Below are 23,486 nucleotides of genomic sequence, written 5' to 3' on the forward strand. Positions count from 1 at the left end.
GCTATCAGCCCCTGACAACGACAACCAAGTCAATCGGACTTTGCTGGAGCCATTCCCCGACGGATGGTGGGCTTCCTCCTAAAACCTCTCCAAGCGCTGGCTTACCGCGCCTTGGACGAGAGCCAGGGAACCGCCAGCAATGTGAGGGGCGGCTCCGCACGTTGATACGCATCGCCGGCCGAGGGTCTAACCGTAGGCGCCGGTGGCTGAGAGACAATTCCGCGCTCCCGCCTGCATGTTAGGAGCGCAAAATGGCCGAAGAATTCAGCGCCGAGACACGCCGCCGGCTCGAGCGAGCCAACGAAACCATCGCTCAAAGTCGTCAGTTAGCCACGGAACGTCGCGCACTCGTCCCTGAGTGCGAACTAAATCTCCGACACAGGCTGCTCAACATTGCCACCCTGCCTACTGATGACCTGGAGCGCCGGGTCCGCGCACCTGAGGGGAGTGGACTGCACCCCCTTGTGGCCCATCAAGTTGCGCCTCGTTCGGAGGAGGTCCGCTCATCGCGCCACAGCAGACCAGGTTGTTCAACTTGAGTTCTTCGCATTTTGACCCATTGCAAAAGCTTCGAGCGTTCGTCTTTACGAACACGTGCTGGGGACCCACTCCATGCCACAGCACGGGATAAACGTTGTGCTCGACATCGCCGGGAATGTCCTCCTTTTAGCCATGAGTTGCTTCGGGGTGATTGCGGTGACCCACAGCAGTCGTCAAGCTAATGGCTAGTTTTCTTGATGCAAACTGGCTCACTGTTGGGGACGCTCTTGCAATCCCAATCTGGGCCGAAGCCAGATGCCTGATGAACGGACGGATATCGAACAAGAACGACAGCACAGACACATATCAGAACAACGGCAAAGAGGACGACGAAGACGTCACTGCGTGCGAGCTGCCACCTGAGCCATCTCATCGTTCGTTCCCGGGTTAACTACCATTCTCGCAATTAGCCTCGCCTCGCTAGAGATTCATTCGACCAATTCGGAGAAATTGAGCAATTGGCGCGAGGCCAGCTTTTGGCCCATCGCTTCCTTACGCGGTGTCGCTGCATGTCGGCTCACAAGGGCAGACCGGAAGTTTGCAGCCAGGGGCCAGGTCGGCGGCTTGTGACCCGTTGCTAACGTGAGCTAGTGAGCCTTCATTGCGCGCAATAGAAAACGAAGGCCCGGGCGTTCGTCATGCTTAAGACAGCGGATCCGTTTGGGGGTCGGTTATTTCGGACTACGCAGCGTGGAGCGCTGCTCATTCCACGCCGCCAGCAGAGGTTTCAGCAGCTCGTCAAGCTGAAGCGTGCTGGGTTGGCGGCCGGACGGGACGGCATTGAAGGATCCATCGGGATTGGACTGCCGTGACGATGAAGATGCCCTGGCCAAAGCCAGGACCACCGCCAGCGAGATTGCGTCTGCCCCCCGCGTGCACGACCCGCGCCGCATCGCAATTGAGGACGAGGCCAGCCGGCAAGTTACCATCATTCCAGTGATCAATCACCACACCAACATAGGAGGATGACTCCGTGGCTGCCGACAAACCGGTCGGCGACAACGCGCAAAGGCGCGGTGAAGAAGCGGTCGCAGACCAAGACCAGGATGGGCGGCGCGACGACCTGGACCAAGCGTGACAGGTCGAGCAGCGAGTTCATGGCCTTGAAGTAGACCAGCAAGAAAACTAGCGCCAGAAAAAGTGATCTCGTTCAGGCTTACCGGAAAACGAGTCCGGCTGCGAGAAAAGCCTTCGGCGACATAGAATGGGCCCCTCCGCCCGACATGGACCCATTCCACAGGAAAAACACGGGGCGATCTTAGCGGCCAGGACATGCCCCGCGTAGTTTCCGGATTACGAACGCGCGTTGTAGTCAGTGGATGCCACGAAAGTTCGGTAATCGCTGTCGAGCTGCTGGGCGCGTTTCGAGATATGCGCATAACCAAACGCGATCCCAAGCTTGTCATCGGGACGTTTTGTCGCTGATGAACTCCAGGCCGGCGTCGGCATAAAGGTCGATCAGGTTGCGGTCGGCAGGGGCGCCGGAAACTCTGCCGAATATGTCGATGCGCAGTCGTCGCTGCCTCATATTTCTTGAGGACGGTGGAGTCGTGCGACTACAGTTCTCGCGAAAGCTGCTCAAAGCTGCTAACGTTTCTTCAAACGTAGACGCTGGTTTATGATTTACGGTAACCTCTTTCGCTCATCGCCATTGCTCTCTCCGGAGATCCAGGTGGCCTGCTGTGCTTTGAGTCCAAAGCCCGTTGCTCTTGCTTGCGTGTAGAATCGGTGGTGGGCGGCCTCACTCTTCCGCCACTCTCAGCTTGAAAGCACCCTAGCCAACGTCCGTTGACACCTTTGCGACTGTTGCAACATTCGCGTGGGCCGGTGCTGACCGAACTCGGTGGCAGCTGTCCGTGAAATCCACCATCAATGTGCTGTCCGTTTCGAGTTCAGTAAGGCGCGCGGAACATCGCCGACATCGTCAAGGTCAGGCGCCTGGCCGTATCCCATGCGTTTCATCTGCTCATGTACCTGCGCCATTTCAGCGTCGCTGAGGCGCGGCGGCTCGCCGATAGCCAACGCATGGACATACATCTTCGCCAGCGTCTCCACCTCCAAGGCGAGCCAAAGCGCCTTTTCAAAGGTCTGGGCCGTCACGATCAAGCCATGATGGCCAAGGAGGCAAGCGTCGCGATCTTCGAGGGCCTTGAGGGCGTAGTCCGATAGTGCCTGCGTGCCGAAACAAGCATATGGCGTACACCGGACATCGTTGCCACCCGCAACTGCGACCATATAGTGGAAGCAGGGAATATCACGTTCGTGAACGGCGAGAATCGTGCTGAAGGTGGAATGCGTATGCAGCACGACGTTGACGTCTTCGCGTGCTCGCAGAATATCGCGATGAAAGCGCCATTCGGATGAAGGCCGATGGTTGCCCTGGTAGTTCGCGGCAAAATCCATCGCGACAATGTCCTCTGGCTGCATCCGATCATAGGGCAGACTGGTAGGCGTGATTAGCATGCCGTTTGGAATCCGGTGCGAAAGATTGCCGGATGTGCCCTGATTGAGACCGTTTCGATTCATCTCCCTGCAGGTATCGACAATGCCTTGGCGGAGATCGGCATGATTACGGTCTGTCATGAAGCGGGCTCCGAGAAAGCGATCCAGGACTGGTAAGCGGTGGAAAGGTCGCGCGGTTCGAACCTATCGTTGCTGAGTGATGTGACGGCTTCAAGGATCACGCTTGAAACCGGCAGCGTACGCGAGAATCGCCGCCACAGCAGCGCAGCGCCAAGCGCCGTTCCGTCGGGAGATCGACTCACCCAGACACTCTGCGAGGATCGCAAAGTCGCAAGACAACGGGCGAAGGGCAGGTTTGCGGCAAAGCCACCATCGATGACTATGCGTTTTGAGCTCTCGAGCGCATCAAGGCAGCGGTTTGCGCTGAACGCTGCGTAGAGCACCGCCAATGCCTGCCATTCGGCAGGCGTTTCGGGGGGCGGCCCGATGACCCGTCCGCGGCGAGCAGCGCCCGGAAACAATCCATCATCGCCGACGAATGAGGGGAGCGCCAGGGTTCCTCTCGACAGCAGGGTGGGCAATGCGGCAAGGACGGCTGCATCAGAAGTAAAATGTTCCCCGCGGATGAGGTCGTATTCGCGGCCGGCCGCGATCAACGTCGAAGGTGCATTCTCCCCATCGACATCGATATTGAGAACCATCGCGCGCGCGCAATCGAGTTTGTCCAGGGGGAGGCCGCGCTGAAAGCCGATCATCCAAGTACCGGTCGATAGGATCGAGGCATCGGCCATGCCGGCGGCCTTGTAGCGAAACAGGTTGGCGTTGGAATCATGCACGCCGCAGAGGATCTCGGTCGATTGCGCCAGGCCAGTGCGCCTGGTTACAGATTCCGAAACCGTCCCTAGCACCTCACCGGCGGGTACGCATTCGGGCAACAGATGGCTCCAACCGCGCTTACGCATAAGAGAAGAAGGCTGACGGTGGATGAGGTCCCAGATATGGCTCTGAGCCGCGAGCTGCGAGATTTCGCTGGCCGCACGTCCACCAAGCCGCAGGGCGAAAAACTGCGCGGTGGTCAGATAGGCTTTTGCGCGAGCGAATTCGACGGGATACGCGCTTTCCTGCCAAAGCAGCTGTTTTCCGAGCCGCATCGCCCCTCCGATTCCGCAAAACACCTCATCGTAACCAGGCGCGATCCGGGCATATGCTTCATCGATTGCGGGCGGAGAGACGGCATCATAGTCCATCATCGGCAGCACTGGCGTATCACCGTCGACGAGAACCGCGCCGCATCCATGCGCAGCCACGATCACGGCGCCAATGGCATGGCGTTGAGACACGTCGGCAAGGGTATCGAGAAACCACTCTTCTAACCCGGCAAGGTCATAGGCGAGGTACGACCCCTGAGCCATAGGCACATTTGGAAGCCCATGTGTTTCGAGCGGCCAGCCGTCGTCGCTCGCCACGACCAGTTTGAGATTGGTCTTGCCGATGTCGAGAACTGCAATAGGGTTCGAGACGATCGAGCGCATCATCGCCGGCTACCGCGGCGCTTTGCCGGCGACATGAGGAACCGCCGCGACGGCAATCAAGATTCCACCCCAGATCGCTAGCGTGAGGAATTGGCTGAGGTTCAGAAGGTTGAATGCCGAGGAGATCACCTGAAGGATGATCAACGCAAGCAATAGCCCGCCGACTTTGCCGAAGCCGCCAAACGGATCGATGCCGCCGAGCACGGCCGCGAGAATGGTGACCAGCAGATAGCTCTCGCCGTATGCCGCGTTGGCCGAATTGAAACGTGCCAACATGACGACAGCCGCCACGCCCGCGAGCAAGCTGGAAAATACATAGAGTTTGAGGAGGACGGCGCGGGTATTGACGCCGGAGTAACGGGTCGCCTTCTCGTTCGAGCCGATCATGTAAACCTTTGCACCGAACGGCGTCGCGTTCAGCATGAGCGCGACGGGCAAGGCGCAGAACGCAAGTACGATCAGAGCAAAGGGTACCCCGAAAACCGTTCCGTTGCCGATAAACACAATCGGCTCCGGGAATCCGGAGATGACGTTACCGCGCGACAGGCCGATCGCGAGACCCTTGCAGAGCGTCATCGTGCCGAGCGTGGCCAGGATCGGCGAAACGCCGAGATAGGCGATGACAAAACCATTGAGGAGGCCGACCAATGCAGCCACTGCAAATCCTGCAGCGATCGCAAAGACCTGAATGCCGACCCAGGCAAGGCCCTGGCTCCCCGGGATGTAGCGCGTCAGCAGGAAGGCGATGGTCAGTCCGGACAGATTGGCGGTTGCGATGATGGAAAGGTTGAGTCCACCAGATAGCAGGGCCAGCATCATCGCCAGTGAGAGGATGCCAAGTTCGGGCATCTGGAAAGCCATGGATTGCAGCGTGTTGACCGAGAAGAACCGATCGCCGATCGTGATCGCGAACACGACCCAGAGTGCGAACAACAGCAGGATGAGGGTGGCGACTGTGCCGCTGCTGGCGAGACCGACCATGCGCCGGCGAAGCGAGAGGGCAGGGGCGTTGCTCATCGCGGCGCGCTCCGGGTTCGCCGCTCGCGCTGCGACCAGGCGGTCGCAGAGACCGAAATGAGAATAACCAAGCCGACGAAGAACGGCGACCAGTAGGACGAAACGCCCAGCAAAATGATTCCATTTTGGAGTACCGCGAGCAGTGTCAGGCCCAAAAACGTGCCGAAGACCGTGCCGACGCCGCCCATCAGGCTGGCGCCGCCGAGCACGACGGCAGCGACCACATCGAGTTCCTTGCCCACCAGCACCGTCGGGGCAACGGACTGCGCGAGTTGTGCCTGAATCAGAGAGGCGATTCCGGCCATGACACCCATGTAGCAATAGACCAGTATATTGAGGCCGAAAATGTGGAAGCCGAGCCGCTGTGCGGCGTCGGTATTGCCTCCCATGGCATAGATTTGCCGGCCGATATTGGTTCGGTTAAGCAGGAGCCAGGTGACGAGAAATGCCAGCACGAGCGCGAGGATCTGCAGATTGACACCGTACGAGCTATCCTTGCCCCATTCGAACTCGAACCAGAATATTCCGGTCGCAAACCAGTCGGGCAACGAATAGATGTATTTGCCGCCGGTGAAGAAGATCAGAAGCCCATAGAAGATGTTCAGCGTCGCGACCGAAACGATGATCGATGGTATTCGAAGTTTCTGGATGAAAATCGCGTTGAGGGCACCGAGCGCACCGCCAATTCCAATCGCGATGGCGAAGACGCCGATCCAGTTCGCCCCGTAAGCATTGGCAAGCGAAAGTGTGACATATTGCGCCACCGACGCGGTCGCGGTGAATGAGATGTCGATTCCGCCGGCGATCAGGACGACCAGCAGCCCGAGCGCTAGGATGCCGACAAATGCATAGGAGGTCAGCAGATCAAACAGATTCTGCATGGTCAGGAATTGGGCGTTCGCGAAGCCCAAGCTGGCGCAGAGCCCAAGGATCACTATCAGCAGCCAGAACTCATGGCTGCGACGAAACCTGCCGAATGATGCCATGTGCGATTCAGGCATTGACGGCCTGCCGAAGCGCATCTTCGGAAGTGGCTGCGGCAGGCACGTCGGTTGTCAAACGACCTTCCCGCATCACCAAGACGCGATGACTATGATAAAGGACCTCGGGGATTTCGTCCGATATCATCAAGACCGCGACGCCGTCGCGGGCCAACCGCCGGATGATTTCGTAAATGCCGTCCTTGGCGCTGATGTCGACGCCCACCGTGGGGCTATCGAGGATAAGCACCCGCGGATTGGTCGCCATCCATTTGGCGAGCACGACCCGCTGCTGGTTGCCCCCGGAGAGCGTCTTCACCGGGTTGGCGGGATTGGAGACCTTGATCCCGAGTTCAGCAACCCACCGAGCGACATGGGTCTGTCGCGCGCGTGCGGCAATCAGGCCGAACGCGCCAGCCAGACGATCCAGCACCGTAAGCGTGACGTTCGCCGTGACGGACTGATTCAGGATGAGACCAAGCGTAAGCCTATCTTCGGATACGTAGGCGATCCCTCGATCGATCGCCTCTGCATTTGTACGGAGGGCGATGGGCCGCCCGTCAAGTGCGATAGTGCCGCGATCGGGCGGCTTCATGCCGAACAGGGATAGCGCCAATTCGGTTCGCCCTGAGCCGAGCAGACCGGTGAGACCCACTACTTCGCCCGCGCGCAACTGCAAGCTTACATCCTCATACTCGCCCTCGCGGCCCAGGCCCTTAACTTCCAGCACAACCGGGCCAGCGGCAAGCTCAGGCGCCTGTATCTGATACTCGAAGGACTTGCCAGTCATCAGCTGGCTGAGTTTCCGCCCATCGATTGTGTCTGCGGCAAAAGTACCGACTTTGGCGCCATCCCGCAGCACCGTTACGCGCTGGGCGATTTCAAGCACCTCATCGAGACGGTGGCTGACGAAAACGACGCAGATGCCGGCACGCTTCAGCTCGCTTACGAGCGCGATCAGGGCGTTCACCTCGTGGCGGGTCAACGATGCCGTCGGCTCATCCATAATCAGGAGTTTGGCATCCGCAGCCAAGGCGCGGCAGATCGCGACCAGCTGGCGTCCGGCAATGCTGAGCTCTGACACTTTCGCGTCCGGGTCGAACGCAACGCCGATCTTTGCCATTGTGGCCTTCGCGGTGGCGCGCATTGAGGCCCAGTTCACCGAATGGAGGCCGCCAAGATGGTGCGCCATCGCGATATTCTCGGCGACGGTGAGGTTGGGGAATAGCGAAAGATCCTGGTAGATAACCTGAATGCCGCAATGCGTGGAGTAGACCGGGTTCAGTTTAGGATATTCCTTGCCGGAAATTGCGATACGGCCGCCAGGCTCCGCTGCCTCGACGCCCGAAATGATCTTGATCAGGGTGGACTTGCCGGAGCCGTTTTCACCGACCAGGCAATGCACCTCGCCGACTTCCAGAGTGAGATCGACGTCGCGGAGCGCGTGCACGCCGCCGAAGCGCTTCGATATGCCGGACATTTCCAGGAAAGTCACCAAAGGTTCGCCTGCAATGGAGTCGTGCGATCACTCGAGTGGTCCCGCATTCCCGACCGGAAGGGCCGGGAATGCAGCGCGACGAGGCGACTAAACCGGTCCGGCCTAGAGCCCTCCGGCGATCAGACCGTCGATGGTTTCCTTGTTGATGCGCATGATCTTGTCCACCTTGATCTGCTTTCCTGCAACGTCGACGGCTGCCTTGCCAAGGCCGGGTACATCGACGCCATCCGTGATCGGCTTGCCATCGAGCACGAGTTTGGCCACCGCGACCATCGCGTAACCCGCATCGGTGGGATTCCACAGAAAACCCTCGCGGATCGTATCATCCGCGATAAGCGACTTCGCCTGGCTTGGCAGCACGGTGCCGACAACGGCGATCTTCTTGCCAAGACGTTGCTGACGCACAGCATTTCCGGCCCCGATTGGTCCGTTCGAACCGAAGCCGAGAATACCACGCAGGTTGGGATAGGCCTTGATCACGTCAAGCGTCGTGCGCTGGCTGGTGTCGATCTCGTCGGCGCCAGGGAAGCGGTCGGCGACGAGCTTCATTTTTGGAAAATTTTTCTGCTGGTAGGCAATCGCGGCATCGGCCCATTTGTTGTGAAGTGGCGTCGTAAGAGTCCCGACATAAACCACATAATCACCTTCGCCGCCCATGTCCTTGGCGAGACGTTCCATCTGCACCTCGCCGAACCGAACGGAGTCGATCAATTCCACATTCCAGTCACGGCCTTCCTGTTCCGGACCCTCATGCGTGATGACCTTGATTCCGGCGGCCTGGGCGCGCTTCAGTACGGGCTCGCAGACTTTTACATCAAGCGGCACCAAGCCGATCACGTTGACCTTCTTGGCAATCAGATCCTCAAGCAGCTTTACTTGCTGTGCCGGATCGACGTTCGCCGGGCCAACCATAGTGGCATTAATGCTGAAATCCTTCGCACCCTTCTGGATTCCCTTTTCAAGTGCGTTGAACCACGGAATTCCCGCGATCTTCACGACCGTGACCATTTCCTTTTGGGCTTGCGCAAAGGCAAAGCCCGGAAAACCGGCACCGGCCAACGCGGCCGTACCACCGATCAGCTTGAGCGTCTGGCGTCTGTCCATTGTTCCCTCCCAGGAAACGATCTTGGATTCCGCACCCTTGACCTGACAGTCGCTGGGTGGGGCAGTCGAGCCTGTTCTTGCTTGGGGGCAGAAAGTGTTGCCTGTCCAACCGCAGGACCTTGAAGGACATTAGAGACCGGCGCTTCAGAACGTGTCAAGCAAGTGACATGTTCGCCAGCCACCGTCGCGGTGCGATACCTGATCTCGCCGTCGAGCTGCTGAGTGAGGAGCTGCGAGCGATCGGCGTTGCTACAGCCATTATCTTAGCGGAGGAGCGCCAGGCCGCCGGACGAAAGCAAGTAGTCCCAGCCTCTGGTTTTCAAAACCCGGCTTCCGCAAGCGGGCTTCGTTCGGCTTCGCGTAGCGATTCACACTTTTCCCTGAGTGTCATTTTTTTCGTCACGCGCGTGGATGCCACCATGAAAGCCCGGCCATCGCCAGCTTCGCCGTTGCACAATCCCTTGCCGCCCACGAACACCCGACTGTCATTGTTACGTTTTCTGCTTCCACAATTGCCGTCGGTTTGGCCGTGCGTTCAGATCGTGTCTCGCGCCGGAGCGTCCGCCCTCGGCTTGTCAGCATCGCAAGCTGCGTGCCATCCTAGCCCGACACGCGCATGGGAAAGTCAATTCCCGGCATGGCTACGCGCCGCGTTAGGGTGGAACACAAACGCTCAGGGAGACACGACATGGTGTGGACGCTTCGTCTGGCGGGGCTGGCTTGCGCCGGCTTGCTGTTGTCATCGGTGAGTGCTCTGGCAGGTCCAAAGGTCGTCTCCGGTCCCGGCGCCGACCCCGCCTGCTTCAAGCCGTGGTCGTCCGAGACCAAATTCTTTCAGTGGCCCAAGAAGGCGGGCCCCTACAGAATCGCGCTGGTCAACGGTTTTGTCGGCAACACCTGGCGCATCCAGATGGTGAAGACTGCCAAGGCTTTCGCCGATCAGCCGGGTATCAAGGAGAACATCAAGGAGTTCAAGGTTGTTTCCACCGGGACCGATGTCGCGGCGCAACTTGGCGCGATGGAGGATTTCATCAACCAAGGCTTCGACGCAATCGTTACCATTGCGGTAGCTCCCGACGGTTTTGATCGCATCATCCGTCTTGCCGACAAGAACAACGTCGTGGTGGTGCCGTTCGACAACGTCCTCGACACCGACAAGGTGATGATGGTCAACGAGGACCAGAAGGAAATGGGCCGCATGTCGGCCAAATGGCTGATCGACGAGAGCGGCAAGAAATCCGGCGACATCCTCGAAGTCCGTGGCCTCCCGGGAAACTCCGTTGACCGCGACCGTCATCTCGGTTTCCGCGAGGTAATAGAATCGCCCGGCAACAGCTTCAAAATCACCGAGGTGGTTGGTAACTGGGACACCGGCACCTCGCAGAAGGTGACTGCAGATGCGTTAGCTGTGCATGGTCATTTCGACGGAGTATTCACCCAAGGCGGATCCGACGGCACCGTGCAGGCACTGATGGCTGCCAAGCATCCCTTTGTGCCGATGTCGGGCGAGGGCGAAAACGAGTACCGCAAACAGATTGCCGATCACGCCAAGGACGGACTAAAGGGAATGTCCTACGGCCAGTCGCCGGCGCTGGTGGCGATCGCGACCAAGGCGGCGATCTCGGCGCTGCAGGGCAACATTATGCCGCAGCTGATCTCGATCCCGATTCCAGTGGCGACCTACAAGGATCTCAAGCCGGGCACGAATTACTGGCCCGAGCTCAATGCCAACTTCTTTGCGCCGAACCAGTTCACACCGTGCGGCGTGAACTTCACTGCACCGGAGATCATGTCGCAGAGCGAGAAGAACACCCAGTGACGGCTCCAGCGATGTCTCTGTCACGGCCCGGCATTCGCCGGGCCGTCGTTGCGTGAAGGCCCGGCCATGCCGGCTGCCGATCCGACGCAATCCGCCTTCCTGGAGCTTGCCGGCATCTCCAAGCGCTATGCCGGCGTTCGCGCGCTTGAAGGCGTCGACTTCGCCTGCGAACGCGGCAAGATTCATGCCGTGCTGGGCGAGAACGGCGCCGGCAAGTCGACCCTGATCAAGATCATTGCCGGTGTGGTGCAGCCCGACAGCGGTCGCATGCGCCTCGCGGGGAGCGAGGTCAGCTTCGCCACGCCGTCGGCGGCGAATGCGGCCGGTGTCGTCTGCATCTTTCAGGAACTATCGCTGATGCCCGACCTCTCGGTCGCGGACAACATCTCCATTGCATCCCCGCCGCGGCGGTTCGGCCTGATCGATGCGAAGGCGCAGCGCCGCCGCGCCGAAGAGCTTTTGTCCGAGATCGGCTGTGAGGACGTCAACCCCCTGAGGCGCGTGCGCGATCTGCCCCTATCGAGGCGCCAGGTGGTCGAGATCGCGAAGGCGCTCGGCAAGCGGCCGCAGTTGCTGATCCTCGACGAGGCGACATCGGCACTGACGAGCGCCGATGTGGAGAAGGTTTATGCGATGCTGGCGCGGCTCAAGGCCGAGGGCGTCGCAATCCTGTACATCTCGCACCGCATGCACGAGGTCGAGGCGCTCGCCGACCGGGCCTCGGTGTTTCGCAACGGCCGCCATATCGAGACCTTCGACAAGGGGAGGCGTTCGACCGCCGATATCATCCAGCTCATGATTGGGCGTGACATCGCGGCCCAGTATCCGCCCAAGCCGGCGCGAAATGCCGCGAAGCCGGTGCTGGCGCTCGAGAACCTGTGCTGGGAGAGGCAGCTCGATCGCATTTCACTGAGCATCGGCGCCGGCGAGATCGTCGGGCTCGGCGGTCTCGACGGGCAGGGCCAGAAATCCCTGTTGCTTGCGCTGTTCGGTGTTTTGCGCGGTGTCACTGGTCGCCTCACGGTGGCAGATCGCGAGGTACGTCCCGGCTCCCCGGCGGCGGCAAAATCGGTCGGCATCGCACTCGTGCCTGAGGACCGCAAGACCGAAGGACTGATGCTGCCGATGTCGATCGCAGACAATCTTGCGATCGCATCGCTCGACGCGCTTTCGACTGGCCCATTCATCGATACCGGGAAGGAACGCACCGCGATCCAGCGAGCCATCGCGAGGCTGCAGATCAAGTTGGACGCCGCGAGTGATGCGGTCTCGACGCTGTCGGGCGGAAACCAGCAGAAGGTCGTGCTCGCCAAATGGCTGATGACCGATCCGCGCATCATCCTGCTCAACGATCCCACGCGCGGAATCGACGTAGGCACCAAGCAGGAGCTCTACCGGCTGATGCGCGAACTCGCCGACCAGGGCGCCGCAATCCTGTTCTACTCAACCGACTATGACGAGCTGATCGGCTGCTGCGACCGCGTCGTCATCATGTATGACGGCCGCATCGTGCGCGAGCTCGAGGGCGACGACCTCACCGAGACCAACATTGTCGCAAGCTCCCTGAATGTCGACACCGATACCGCAGCGAGGGCGGCGCATGCTTGACGATCTCGCGATCAGGATCCGCCAGAACATTGGTCTGGTCACCGCCATCCTGTTGTTCTGTGCTCTCTACATTTTCTACAACGCCGCGCATCCCCGCGGCTTCTCCTCCGCCGTGCTGGTGCAGAATGGCGACGAAATCTTTGCGCTCGCCATGCTGGCGATGGCGCAGACAGTGCCGGTCTTAATGTCGGGCCTTGATCTCTCCGTCGGAGCGGTCATGACCATGGTCGGCTGCTTTGCAAGCTACCTCCTGACCGGCGCGGCAGGTGGTGCGCCGCTGCATCTCGACCTGTTCGGCGTGCATCTCGGCCTCGGCACCTTTCCGGGCGGCGTGAGCGGCATTCTGCTCGGGATCGCCGTGTGCCTTGTGATCGGCGCGGCTGCCGGCTTTATCAATGGTTGCGTCGTCGTCTATGGGCGCATCCAGCCGATCATCGCGACGCTTGCGACCGGCGCGGTCTACATCGGCATCGCGCTTTTCCTGCGTCCGACCCCGGGCGGCAAGATCGATGTTGATCTGAACTGGGCGCTGACTAACTCGCTCGGCGATTTCGCCTCGACCGTGCACATCTTCGACGATGGCGCGGCTGCCTGGTTTGCGCCGTTCGCCTGGATCCCGGTCCCCTTCGTGCTTCTCGTTCTCATTCCGCTGCTGGTATGGGTGCCGTTCCGCCGCTCCGTTCTCGGCCGCGCCGTCTATGCGATCGGCTCGGCCGAGGGCGCAGCTTATATGTCCGGCCTTCCGATCGAGCGCGCCAAGATCGCCCCCTTCACGCTCGCGGGCTTCTTCGCCGGCTGCGGCGGTCTCTTCCTTGCTATCCAGACTTCGTCTGGGAATGCGGACATTCCGCAGGCCGGCGCCTATACGCTCAACTCGATCGCCTCCGTGGTGATCGGCGGCACTTCGCTGCTTGGCGGAACCGGCAGTGCGATCGGGTCGATCTTCGGCGCTATGGTCTTGCGCGTGATTTCCTTCTTCTTCCGCATCTTCGACATTGCCCCTCTTCTGCAGCCGCTGTTCGAGGGCGTGATCCTGCTCGCTGCCGTCAGCATCGGCGCGTTGGGTATGCTGCGCGTCAAGAACACGTTGGAGCTGTTTCGATGACGGCGGCCTCATTCAGCCTCTCGCGCGACGATCGCCCGATCCTGATTGCGGCGGTGTTCATCGTCGTCATTCTCGTCGCGGGTACGGTTTACACATTCGCCCGTTTCGGCAGCGCTCCCCTGTTGTCTCCGGCCTATCTTCTGCAGCAATTGCAGATCGGTGCGTTCCTCGGGATCGTCTCGGCCGGCATGATGATCGTGATCCTGATAGCGCAGATTGATCTGTCGGTGCCCTGGACGCTCGCGGCCGCGGCCATGATGGCGACCTCGGTCGGCGGTCCTCTCGCAATTCCGGTCGGGCTCGGGGTCGGCGTTCTGGTCGGGCTCGTCAACGGCGTCGGGGTCGCGTATCTGCGGGTCCCCTCGATGATCTTTACGCTGGGCGTGAATGCCGTGATGCGCGGCCTGATGGTCGCGCATACTGGCGGCTACGCACCTCAGACCGGGGCGACCGACCTGATGCGGATGCTGGCGGGCGATCGTACGCTCGGCATTCCCAACGCGCTGTTCGTCTGGGCCGGGGTGTCCGTGCTGGTGGTCGTGATCCTGCAGCGCATGTCGCTCGGCCGCTACATCTACGCCATCGGCAACAAGGAGGCGGCGGCCTATCTCGCCGGCGTCAACACGCGCCGCGTCACGGTGGTCTGCTTCGTCCTCTGCGGCCTTGCTGCCGCGCTCGCGGGCGTGCTGCTCGCCGGCTATTCCACCAAGGCCTACCAAGGCATGGGAGACGCCTATCTGCTGCCCTCGATCGCCGCCGTCGTGATTGGAGGCACCAACATCCTCGGCGGCCGCGGCCGCTATCTCGGCACGCTGATCGGCGTCGTCCTGATCGTGCTCCTGAACAGTGTATTGTCGATCATGGAGATGCCGGAGGCGGGCCGCCAAGTGATCTATGGTCTCGTTATCATCTTCATGCTGCTCGTCTACGGGCGGGGCGAACGCGTCACGAGCTAGATGGCCAGCCTAAGGTGGCCCGCCTTCTTTACAAATTGGAAATCATCGTAAATCAAAATTTTAGCGAAACGAACTGCCTTGCTCGACACAGTATCCGCGAGCTCAGAGACCGGCAAGTTCGGATCGCGCGCTATCGAGGAACTTGAATCCGATCTGCAGGGCGACGAGGGCACCGACGGCCGGCGAAAGCGCGGTCAGAACGGCTGAGGATGGCGCCGCACGCCGCCCCGCGCCGCCTTTTCCCTTACACGGCCGCGCGCGTATTGAGGAAGATCGAATACAGCGATGTCTGTCCGCAAATGTAGAGACGGTTGCGCTGCGGACCGCCGAAACAGACATTCGCCACGATCTCGCCGATGGGAATGGTGCCGATATGTGTCCCGTCGGCTGCGTAGCAGAACACGCTCCGTCCCGCCGACGTCCAAACGTTGCCATGGATGTCGCAGCGAAATCCGTCGTAGAGGCCGTCGGGGCAGGTGGAAAACAGCGAGGGCTCAGCGACCTTGTTTCCCTGGACCTTGTAGGACCAGATCGTCGCGGGCAGCCCGTCGACGTGGGTCGCGCCGGTATCGGCGACATAAAGCAGCTTCTCGTCTGGCGAGAACGCCAGCCCGTTCGGCTGCACGCGGTCAGAGACGACGAGGCTGATCTCGCCGCCCGCTGGATCGATCCGATACACGTGGGAGGCGCCAATCTCGGATTTGGTCTGCTGGCCCTCGTAATCGCTGTCGATGCCGTATGTCGGATCCGAAAACCAGATCGAGCCGTCCGATTTCACCACGACATCGTTGGGCGAGTTCAGCCGACGCCCTTCGAACTGCTCGGCAAGCACCGTGATGGAGCCGTCATGCTCGGTCCGGGTGACGCGGCGCATGAAGTGCTCGCAAGTGACGAGCCGCCCCTCGTGATCGGTCGTGTTGCCGTTCGAGTTGAAGCTCGGCGAGCGGAACACCGACACCGATGAATCCGTCTCGTCGAAGCGCATCATCCGGTTGTTCGGAATGTCGGACCAGATCAAATAGCGGGCGGCCGGAAAGTAAGCGGGTCCTTCGGCCCAGCGGCAGCCGCTGGTGAGTTTTTCGAGATTGGCGTGACCAAAGACCAGGCGAGCAAAGCGTGCGTCGTGCGTAACATAGGGGAGCATCGTTCCTCCTCGTTGCCGCAGGCCGTGAAGTGCCCGCGTGCCGGTTCCGCTTTTCTTAGCAACCCGAATGTATGAGCGGAATAGTCTTGTACGAGACCCGTAATCCTCGCGTTGACACCTGACGGCAAATACATACGCTGCGCGTCGCTGCAATGAGACTAGCGCGGATCGAGGCGCGGAGAACGAAGAGCAATCCACCATGGTTTCGCAATCGGCTTTGCCGCGCCGCACACTTGGCCGGACCGGTCTCGAAGTTTCCATCCTCGGGTTCGGAACCGCACCGCTCGGCGATCTCTTTCTCGAGCTCGACGACCACACTGCAATTGCCGCAGCGAGCCGTGCCTTCGAGCTCGGCATCAATCTGCTCGATACATCGCCGCACTATGGCAACGGCCTGTCGGAGCATCGCTGCGGAACGGCGCTCCGGCGCGTGCCGCGCAAGGATGTGGTGCTTTGCACAAAAACTGGTCGCTGGATGGATCCGTTTCACCAGCCGGAGACTCGGTCCGGATTTATTGGTGGACAGCCGCACCGAGCCGTCGTCGACTATTCCTATGATGGCACCATGCGCTCGGTCGAGCAGTCGCTGTTGCGGCTTGGCACCGACCGGATCGACCTGTTGCTGATCCATGATGTCGATGTGTGGACCCACGGTAAGGACGCGATCGAGGATCGGTTTCGCGAAGCGATGTCCGGGGCCTATGTAGCGCTGGACAAACTTCGTTCCGAAGGTGTGGTCGCGGGCATCGGGATCGGCGTCAACGAGGCGGAGATGTGCGTGCGCTTTGCGCAGGCCGGGTCCTTCGAGGTGATGCTGCTCGCCGGGCGTTATTCGCTGCTGGAGCAGCCAGCACTCGAGGAGTTCATGCCGCTGGCGCTGAAGCAGGGCATCGCGGTGCTGCTTGGCGGCGTGTTCAATTCGGGGATTCTGGCGACGGGCGCCATCAAGGGCGCCAAGTACAATTATCAAGACGCACCGCCGCAGATCCTTTCGAAGGTTGCTGAGATCCAGCGTATCTGCGCAGCTCATGACGTAGCGCTGCCGACGGCCGCTCTACATTTTGCGCTGGGTCATCCCGCGGTCGCGAGCGTGGTTCTCGGGGCGCATAATGCGCAGGAGGTCGAGCGCAATGTGGCAGCGCTGACCACCACAGTGCCGGGCGCGCTCTGGAGCGATCTCAAGGCCGCGTCCCTGCTGGAATCGGAAGCGCCTGTTCCGAGGTAGACCGGATGAACACGCTTGAATTGGTTCAAGCCGAGGGCTCGGATCACCGGGAAAACAGCTCCCCACCGCTCGAGCTCGCCCCCGTAGGTGCGCGGCACGTGGGACTGGCTCAGTGCCGATTGCGGCGCGGATTGTCGGCCGTGCGTTGAAGTCCGCGATCGATCTGAGCAAGGGAGTCTATGTTGTCCGCTAGGTATGGCCAAGGCGTTCGAAATCTGCGCGGGCGTCGCGGGCCGTGTGGATCAGACCGCCATACCTGTCCGCGATTGGCTTAAACGATCCAGGCAATCGATCATCGATGACGAGATGGTGGCAGTCGTCGAGATGGCCGCCCCGGACCGTCGCATTGCGACCGAACTTGGTGATGTCGGCCACTAGCACGGACGTTCGCGAATTGGCCACAATGGATTGACGCGCCTTGACTTCATCGGCATGGAAATCGAGCAGCGTGCCGTCCTCATCAATCCCCCCGACACCGAATATACCAAAGTCGGCGCGGAAACCCGCGAAGAAGCGCGCAGCCGACTCGCCAATGATATCGCGATCGAGTTGCCGCAGCGTGCCGCCCGCGATGCTGATCTCCACGTCCGGATTGTGCGCGAATGCTGCGGCCACGTTCAGGCTGTTGGTGATCACCCGCAGATCCCGACGGCGGGAGAGCGCCTGCGCGACGTATTCGGGCGTCGTGCCAAGTCCGATCATCAGTGACGTCCCGTCAGGGATGAGGTTGGCGGTTGCGTGCGCGATCCGCCGTTTCGCGCTGGCGTTCAACCTGTGCCTGCTGCCATAGGCGAGGTTCTGGTTCTGGACCGGGAGGCCGACCCCGCCATGCACCCGCCGGAGCAGGCCCTGGTCGCAGAGTGCATTCACGAGGCGGCGAATGGTCTGCTGAGTGACGTCGAAACGCACCGCGAGCTGCTCGATGGAGGCGAAGCCTTGTTCGCGCACGATCTCTAGTATGTAGGTCTGACGGGTCGTGGCGGTCCTGAGCATAGGCCCTCCGTTCTCAACGAAAGTATCATTTGAACTCCAAGGACGCAATTTTCTGTTTCATATGGTGCTACGCTATGTTCAAATGAACATCGTAGTGGCTACGCCGACGAATGCGCGTGGCACGAGGGAGGGCGCATGGACCGGTCTGTCTGCGGTGAGCGGCGTTGCATTGGTCCGTTGCAGCGAGCCGTCGCCAGCGGCGTAGCTGCATCACGGTGAGAGCGAACAGGCCATGTCAGCGATCACGCTGAGTCATGTCTCCAAGTTCTGGGGCGCGATGCGCGCCGTCGATGACGTCAGTCTGACGGCGAACGAGGGCTCGCTGCTTGTGCTGCTGGGACCGTCCGGCTGCGGTAAGTCGACCACGCTGCGGCTGATCGCCGGCCTTGAGGATGCTGATGCCGGTACGATCGCCATCGGCGGCGTCGACGTGACCCATCTGACCCCGGCGCAGCGGAATATCTCCATGGTCTTCCAGTCCTATGCGCTGTTTCCGCATTTGAGCGTAGCCGAGAACATCGTCTTCGGACTGCGTGTGCGTCGCGTGTCGCGCGCGGAACGAGACGAGCGGCTCCGGCGTGTGGCCGAGATTGTTGGCCTTGCGCATCTGCTTGAACGCAAGCCGTCGCAGCTATCTGGCGGCCAGCGCCAGCGGGTTGCACTGGGACGAGCCATCATTGCGGAAGCGCGGGTCTGCCTCATGGACGAGCCGCTTTCAAATCTGGACGCCAAGCTGCGGCATGAGATGCGGACGGAGATCCGCGCCCTGCAACAGCGGCTCGGAATGACGATGGTCTACGTGACCCACGATCAGACCGAAGCCATGACGATGGCGGATCGCGTCGTGCTGATGCGCGATGGTCGTATCGAGCAGAATGGCACACCAGAGGAGCTATATAACCGGCCGGCGACGGCATTCACGGCGCGGTTCATCGGCACGCCGCCGATGAACCTGTTGCGCCAGGGTGATCATCTCATCGGCATCCGGCCGGAGCATATCCGCATCGTGTCGGGCGGGGACCGTTTTGCGCGCGTCAGGGCGATCGAGCATCTTGGGGCCGACAGCATCGTTCTGTGCGAGGTCGATGGTCAGCCCATCTCGGTGCGGCTCGAAGGTTTCAGCAAGGTTCGGCCAGGCGAGGATGTCCGGATCGCGTGGGAACCCGGGCTCGAGCATCGGTTCGATTCAAGTTTGGAAACTCGCTTGGAGACCATCGTCACAGAGGGCCAGCGGGCGATATCCGGTCGATAGCAGCGGCTGTTTCAAACGCAGTAACGAAGGAGATTGTCCCATGTTTGCGCGACGAACGATGTTGATGGCAGCGGCGTTTGCCGTACTCTCGATGGCTGCACGCCCGGCTGCCGCGGTGGATCTGACCATGTACTATCCGGTCGCGGTCGGCGGTCCCGTCACCAAGATCATCGACGACATGGTCTCGCGCTTCGAGAAGGACAATCCTGACATCAAGATGACGGCGGTCTATGCCGGCAACTACACGGATACGATGACCAAGGCGATGACCGCCATGAAGGGCGGGCAGCCGCCGCAACTGTCGGTGTTGCTGTCGACCGACGTGTTCACGCTGATGGACGAGAACGCGATCGTGCCGTTTGACGATCTCGTCGGCGACAAGGCCTGGTTCAAGGAGTTCTATCCGGCGTTCATGGCGAACGGGCAGATCGACGGCAAGACCTGGAGCGTGCCGTTCCAGCGTTCGACCATCGTGCTGTACTGGAACAAGGACGCCTTCAAGGAGGCGGGCCTTGATCCCGAGAAGGCGCCGGCGTCCTGGGACGAAATGGTCGAGATGTCGAAGAAGCTGGTCAAGAAGGATGGCGGCAACACGACGCGCTGGGGCATCGAAATTCCCTCGACCGGATATGCCTACTGGATGCTGCAGGCGCTGGCGATCGAGAACGGGCAGAAGATGATGAACGAGCCCGGCAACGAGGTCTATCTGACCGCTCCGAAGACGGTCGCTGCCCTCGAGTACTGGGTCGACCTGTCGCGCAAGCACAACGTCGCCCCGGCCGGCAGCATCGATTGGGCGACGCTGCGCAACGATTTCCTCGAAGGCAAGACGGCGATGATGTGGCACACCACTGGCAATCTGACGGCGGTCAAGGACGCCGCGAAATTCCAGTTCGGTGTGGCCATGCTGCCGGCCAGGGAGCGGCGCGGATCACCGACCGGCGGCGGCAATTTCTACATCTTCAAGAGTGCGTCTCCCGAACAGCAGAAGGCGGCCGTCAAGTTCATTCAATGGATCACGGCTCCGGATCGCGCGGCCGAATGGAGCATGAAGACCGGCTACGTGGCAGTGTCGCCGGCCGCCTACAAGACGCCGACGATGGAGGCCTACGCAAAGGCCTTCCCGCAGGCCACAGTTGCGCGCGATCAGCTGGAGCATGCGGTGCCGGAGCTCTCCGTTCATGAGAACGGCCGCATCTACAAGTTCGTCGGAGATGCCGTGCAGGCCGCGATCACGGGCGCGCAGAAGCCGCAGGAGGCGCTGGCCGCCGCGCAACAGCAGTCCGACCGCGTCTTGCGCGCCTACAAATAGGGACGTGGCGGGATGGCGCGCCACCGCCATCCCGCCGGCTCACAGATGTCCGACTCCATGGTCTCATCGCCAATAGCCCCGCGCCGTGCCCGATCGCAAGCGTGGTGGAACACCGTGAATGCCTGGCTGCTGCTGCTGCCGGCGGCCGTCCTGCTACTCGCATTCACGCACTTTCCGATTCTGGCGACGATCCGGCATTCGCTGTTCGTCACGCGCCGCAATGGCACGGAGGCCTTCGTCGGGCTTGACAGCTATCGGTCCATGGCGGCCGATCCGATCTTCTGGAAGGCGCTGGTCAATAATTTCTGGTTCGCGCTCGGCACGATCCCGACCTCGATTGCCCTGGCCCTGGTGATGGCGATCTGGGTCAATCGCAACATACGCGGCCGCGGCTTTCTGCGACTGGCCTATTTCACGCCGACCGTGCTGCCGATGATCGCCGTCGCCAATATCTGGCTGTTCTTCTACACGCCGGATTACGGGTTGCTGGATCAGTTGCGCGGCCTTTTCGGTCTCGGTGGCTGGAACTGGCTGGGCGATCCCTCGACGGTGATGAGCTGTCTGATCGTGATGGTGATCTGGAAGGAGGCCGGCTTCTTCATGATCTTCTACCTGGCGGCGCTGCAGCAGCTCTCGCCGGACCTCGAAGAGGCCGCGTCCATCGAAGGCGCGAGCCGGTGGTACACGTTCCGCCGGATCACGTTCCCATTGCTGATGCCGACCACGTTGTTCGTGGCGATCAACGCAGTCATCAACTCCTTCAAGTTGGTGGACCATCTGGTCATCATGACCAAGGGCGGTCCGAACAACGCCAGCACGCTGCTGCTCTACTACATTTATGAGGTTGCCTTCACCTTCCAAGATTCCTCTTACGCGGCAACGCTGACGGTTGTGCTTCTGATGCTGCTGAGCTCGGTTGCGCTGATCAAGTTCGGTTATCTCGATCGCAGGATCCACTATCAATGAGAGGCCGGACACGCCCCATTGAGGCCGTCGCAGCATGGCTCCTGGCTTTGATCTGGCTTGCCCCATTGGCCTATGCCTTTTGGAGCGCGCTGCATCCGGCCGCTTACGCCACGTCGTTCAGCCTGTCCGCGCCCTGGACGCTGGAGAATTTTGCCCGGGCCTGGAACCAGGCGCCGTTCGCTCGGTACTATCTCAACACGGTGGTGCTGGTGACGCTGATCCTGGTTGGTCAGCTCATCCTGTCGACGCTGGCCGCCTATGCCTTTGCGCGCTTCAGGTTCAGGGGCAGCGGCATCGCTTTCGCCCTCGTTCTGCTCCAGCTGATGATCATGCCCGACGTCCTGATCGTCGAGAACTACCGCGCGATCGCCAAGCTGGGATTGCTCGATACGATCCCTGCGATCGCGCTGCCCTATCTCGCGAGCGCCTTCGGCATCTTCCTGCTGCGGCAGACCTTCAAGGGGGTGCCCCAGGAGTTGGTCGAAGCCGCGCGGGTCGAGGGAGCGGGTCCGCTCGGAATCCTGTGGCGGGTCTATGTCCCGCTGGCTCGCCCGACCTATGTCGCCTTTGGCCTCGTCTCCGTCAGCTATCACTGGAACAATTTCCTGTGGCCGTTGATCGTCACGAATTCGGTGGAAGCGCGGCCGCTCACCGTGGGGCTTGCCGTGTTCGGCGCGCCTGAGACCGGCGTGGATTGGTCAGTGATCACGGCGGCAACCGTGATGACGATGGCGCCGCTGCTGATCGCGTTTCTGCTGTTCCAGCGTCAGTTCGTCCAGTCATTCATGCGTGCAGGCATCCGTTAATGAGACTTCTCACCTGGAACATACAGTGCGGAAAGGGCTGCGACGGCGTGACCGATCTGGCAAGGATCGTTGCCGTCGCTCGACAGACGCTCGATGCGGACGTGTTCTGCTTCCAGGAGGTGAGCGCGAACTTCTCGAGATTTGGTGATGGAGCGGATCAGAGCGAACAGCTGGCAGCCCTTTTGCCCGGCTACTCCGCAATATTCCGGCCCGCGATCGAAACTGTCGATCCTGATGGCAACCTCCATCGCTTCGGTAACATGACGCTGTCGAGGTTGCCGGTGCTGCAGATTGCAAACCATCTGCTGCCATGGCCCGCCGCAGCCGCGGTGCGGAGCATGCGCCGTCACGCCCTGGAGGTGACGGTTCAGGCCTCGTTTGGCGTGGTCCGCGTCGTCAACACGCATCTCGAGTTCCATTCGGCCGGCCAGCGCGAGGCACAGATCGCTCGCCTGCTGGATTTGCAGGAGGACGCGTCAATGAGTCCGAAGCAGGCCGGCTCCCGGCACGATGAGCCGTATGAAAGTCAGACCGTCGCGGCGTCGAGCCTGCTGTGTGGTGATTTCAATTTTGATGTTGCCGACCCTCAGCACGCATTGATTGCCCGATCTGGCCGGCCTCGTCTGGCGTATCGGGATGCATGGACCGCCGATCGTCCCGGCCGCGCGCGTGCGCCGACTTGCGGAATCTACGACCGCGCGCAGTGGGCCGAGGGGCCCGACTGCCGCGACTTCATTTTCGTGACGGAAGATTTGACCGGCTACGTTCGCAGCATCGAGGTCAACGAAGCGACGGATGCATCCGATCACCAACCCATTGCAATCGAAGTTTCGGAATAGAGGAATAGAGGAATAGAGGAGCTACTAAAAAGTTGTCGTTGCAAGGGGGGCTTCCTCGGTCTACATCGCGATACGTCTGAACTCGGTCAAACACGCCACGATGAACGCGACGGCGGCTGACCCCAAAGCCGCGCCTGAATTTATGCACTCTGGCAGGTGGGCCAACACGTGATTGATTCAGAAGGCGTCCAATGCCCTTTTACGTTTGGCCGAAAGCGCGAAGGCGGCAAGCAAGCCGACAATAACAAGCACGCCGGCCAGCTTCTGTTCGCCTTCGACAGCTTCCGGCACCTGCCGAGGCGTGCGCGCAAGCATCGAGGAGGACGC

At 60.9% G+C, this 23,486-nt stretch carries 21 protein-coding genes; 10 read left to right on the forward strand and 11 right to left on the reverse strand.

The window, feature by feature from the left end:
* Window positions 1–1,480: 1,480 nt before the first annotated feature.
* From IVB42_RS37040 to IVB42_RS37075, 8 genes are all read right to left on the reverse strand, one after another.
* Entirely contained in the window at window positions 1,481–1,660 is a 180-nt protein-coding gene (locus IVB42_RS37040) for a hypothetical protein (protein ID WP_143275436.1), read from the reverse strand.
* Window positions 1,661–1,833: 173 nt separating this feature from the next.
* Window positions 1,834–1,989: a carbohydrate porin gene (locus IVB42_RS37045; RefSeq protein ID WP_247369116.1), complete on the reverse strand. Its 156-nt coding sequence runs from the start codon at window positions 1,987–1,989 to the stop codon at window positions 1,834–1,836.
* 420 nt (window positions 1,990–2,409) lie between these two features.
* Entirely contained in the window at window positions 2,410–3,123 is a 714-nt protein-coding gene (locus IVB42_RS37050) for a class II aldolase/adducin family protein (RefSeq protein WP_247395887.1), read from the reverse strand.
* Window positions 3,120–4,538: an FGGY-family carbohydrate kinase gene (locus tag IVB42_RS37055; protein ID WP_026233825.1), complete on the reverse strand. Its 1,419-nt coding sequence runs from the start codon at window positions 4,536–4,538 to the stop codon at window positions 3,120–3,122. The genes IVB42_RS37050 and IVB42_RS37055 overlap by 4 nt, the downstream gene beginning before the upstream one ends.
* A 6-nt stretch (window positions 4,539–4,544) precedes the next feature.
* Window positions 4,545–5,552: an ABC transporter permease gene (locus IVB42_RS37060; RefSeq protein WP_018459498.1), complete on the reverse strand. Its 1,008-nt coding sequence runs from the start codon at window positions 5,550–5,552 to the stop codon at window positions 4,545–4,547.
* Window positions 5,549–6,553, reverse strand: coding sequence for an ABC transporter permease (locus IVB42_RS37065; RefSeq protein ID WP_018459499.1), 1,005 nt, complete (start codon window positions 6,551–6,553; stop codon window positions 5,549–5,551). Before IVB42_RS37065 ends, IVB42_RS37060 begins: the two co-directional genes overlap by 4 nt.
* The gene (locus IVB42_RS37070) at window positions 6,546–8,030 is read right to left on the reverse strand and encodes a sugar ABC transporter ATP-binding protein (protein WP_026233826.1); all 1,485 of its coding nucleotides are present in this window, start codon (window positions 8,028–8,030) and stop codon (window positions 6,546–6,548) included. Before IVB42_RS37070 ends, IVB42_RS37065 begins: the two co-directional genes overlap by 8 nt.
* A gap of 102 nt (window positions 8,031–8,132) precedes the next feature.
* A complete protein-coding gene (locus IVB42_RS37075) occupies window positions 8,133–9,134 on the reverse strand; it encodes an autoinducer 2 ABC transporter substrate-binding protein (protein WP_007608730.1) in 1,002 nt (333 codons plus the stop codon).
* Between the two features lie 688 nt (window positions 9,135–9,822).
* Between IVB42_RS37075 and IVB42_RS37080 the strand changes: the two genes are divergently transcribed.
* The 4 genes from IVB42_RS37080 (at window position 9,823) to IVB42_RS37095 (ending at window position 14,622) form a co-directional block, all read left to right on the forward strand.
* Window positions 9,823–10,953, forward strand: a complete 1,131-nt coding sequence (locus tag IVB42_RS37080) for a sugar ABC transporter substrate-binding protein (RefSeq protein ID WP_018459502.1) — start codon at window positions 9,823–9,825, stop codon at window positions 10,951–10,953.
* A 66-nt stretch (window positions 10,954–11,019) separates the two neighbouring features.
* Window positions 11,020–12,561: a sugar ABC transporter ATP-binding protein gene (locus IVB42_RS37085; RefSeq protein WP_018459503.1), complete on the forward strand. Its 1,542-nt coding sequence runs from the start codon at window positions 11,020–11,022 to the stop codon at window positions 12,559–12,561.
* Entirely contained in the window at window positions 12,554–13,666 is a 1,113-nt protein-coding gene (locus tag IVB42_RS37090; RefSeq protein WP_247395882.1) for an ABC transporter permease, read from the forward strand. The genes IVB42_RS37085 and IVB42_RS37090 overlap by 8 nt, the downstream gene beginning before the upstream one ends.
* Complete coding sequence (locus tag IVB42_RS37095) at window positions 13,663–14,622, forward strand: ABC transporter permease (RefSeq protein WP_018459505.1); 960 nt, start codon at window positions 13,663–13,665, stop codon at window positions 14,620–14,622. Before IVB42_RS37090 ends, IVB42_RS37095 begins: the two co-directional genes overlap by 4 nt.
* A gap of 244 nt (window positions 14,623–14,866) precedes the next feature.
* On the opposite strand, the gene IVB42_RS37100 is transcribed toward IVB42_RS37095, so the two are convergent.
* Window positions 14,867–15,766 carry an SMP-30/gluconolactonase/LRE family protein gene (locus tag IVB42_RS37100; protein ID WP_247395880.1) on the reverse strand — a complete coding sequence of 300 codons (900 nt, stop codon included), beginning with the start codon at window positions 15,764–15,766 and terminating at the stop codon, window positions 14,867–14,869.
* Window positions 15,767–15,965: 199 nt separating this feature from the next.
* On the opposite strand from IVB42_RS37100, the gene IVB42_RS37105 reads away from it, so the two are divergent.
* Window positions 15,966–16,991 (forward strand): aldo/keto reductase, encoded by a 1,026-nt coding sequence (locus IVB42_RS37105; RefSeq protein WP_018459411.1) that lies wholly within the window; start codon window positions 15,966–15,968, stop codon window positions 16,989–16,991.
* 189 nt (window positions 16,992–17,180) lie between these two features.
* On the opposite strand, the gene IVB42_RS37110 is transcribed toward IVB42_RS37105, so the two are convergent.
* Window positions 17,181–17,984, reverse strand: coding sequence for a DeoR/GlpR family DNA-binding transcription regulator (locus tag IVB42_RS37110; protein WP_018459410.1), 804 nt, complete (start codon window positions 17,982–17,984; stop codon window positions 17,181–17,183).
* A gap of 232 nt (window positions 17,985–18,216) precedes the next feature.
* Here IVB42_RS37110 and IVB42_RS37115 point away from each other — a divergent pair, with 232 nt between their 5' ends.
* From IVB42_RS37115 to IVB42_RS37135, 5 genes are read left to right on the forward strand one after another with little or no spacing between them, the layout of a single operon-like run.
* The gene (locus IVB42_RS37115) at window positions 18,217–19,236 is read left to right on the forward strand and encodes an ABC transporter ATP-binding protein (protein ID WP_018459409.1); all 1,020 of its coding nucleotides are present in this window, start codon (window positions 18,217–18,219) and stop codon (window positions 19,234–19,236) included.
* A 58-nt stretch (window positions 19,237–19,294) separates the two neighbouring features.
* Complete coding sequence (locus tag IVB42_RS37120) at window positions 19,295–20,548, forward strand: ABC transporter substrate-binding protein (RefSeq protein ID WP_085395994.1); 1,254 nt, start codon at window positions 19,295–19,297, stop codon at window positions 20,546–20,548.
* A 45-nt stretch (window positions 20,549–20,593) separates the two neighbouring features.
* The gene (locus IVB42_RS37125; protein WP_085352715.1) at window positions 20,594–21,514 is read left to right on the forward strand and encodes a sugar ABC transporter permease; all 921 of its coding nucleotides are present in this window, start codon (window positions 20,594–20,596) and stop codon (window positions 21,512–21,514) included.
* Entirely contained in the window at window positions 21,511–22,320 is an 810-nt protein-coding gene (locus IVB42_RS37130; RefSeq protein ID WP_085352716.1) for a carbohydrate ABC transporter permease, read from the forward strand. Before IVB42_RS37125 ends, IVB42_RS37130 begins: the two co-directional genes overlap by 4 nt.
* Window positions 22,320–23,159, forward strand: coding sequence for an endonuclease/exonuclease/phosphatase family protein (locus IVB42_RS37135; RefSeq protein ID WP_085395840.1), 840 nt, complete (start codon window positions 22,320–22,322; stop codon window positions 23,157–23,159). The genes IVB42_RS37130 and IVB42_RS37135 overlap by 1 nt, the downstream gene beginning before the upstream one ends.
* A 177-nt stretch (window positions 23,160–23,336) precedes the next feature.
* Here IVB42_RS37135 and IVB42_RS37140 read toward each other — a convergent pair whose 3' ends face one another.
* The gene (locus tag IVB42_RS37140; RefSeq protein WP_018459404.1) at window positions 23,337–23,474 is read right to left on the reverse strand and encodes a hypothetical protein; all 138 of its coding nucleotides are present in this window, start codon (window positions 23,472–23,474) and stop codon (window positions 23,337–23,339) included.
* Between the last annotated feature and the right edge of the window lie 12 nt (window positions 23,475–23,486).

Origin of the sequence: Bradyrhizobium sp. 45, assembly GCF_023073155.1 — a bacterium.
Taxonomy (GTDB): Bacteria; Pseudomonadota; Alphaproteobacteria; order Rhizobiales; family Xanthobacteraceae; genus Bradyrhizobium; species Bradyrhizobium canariense_D.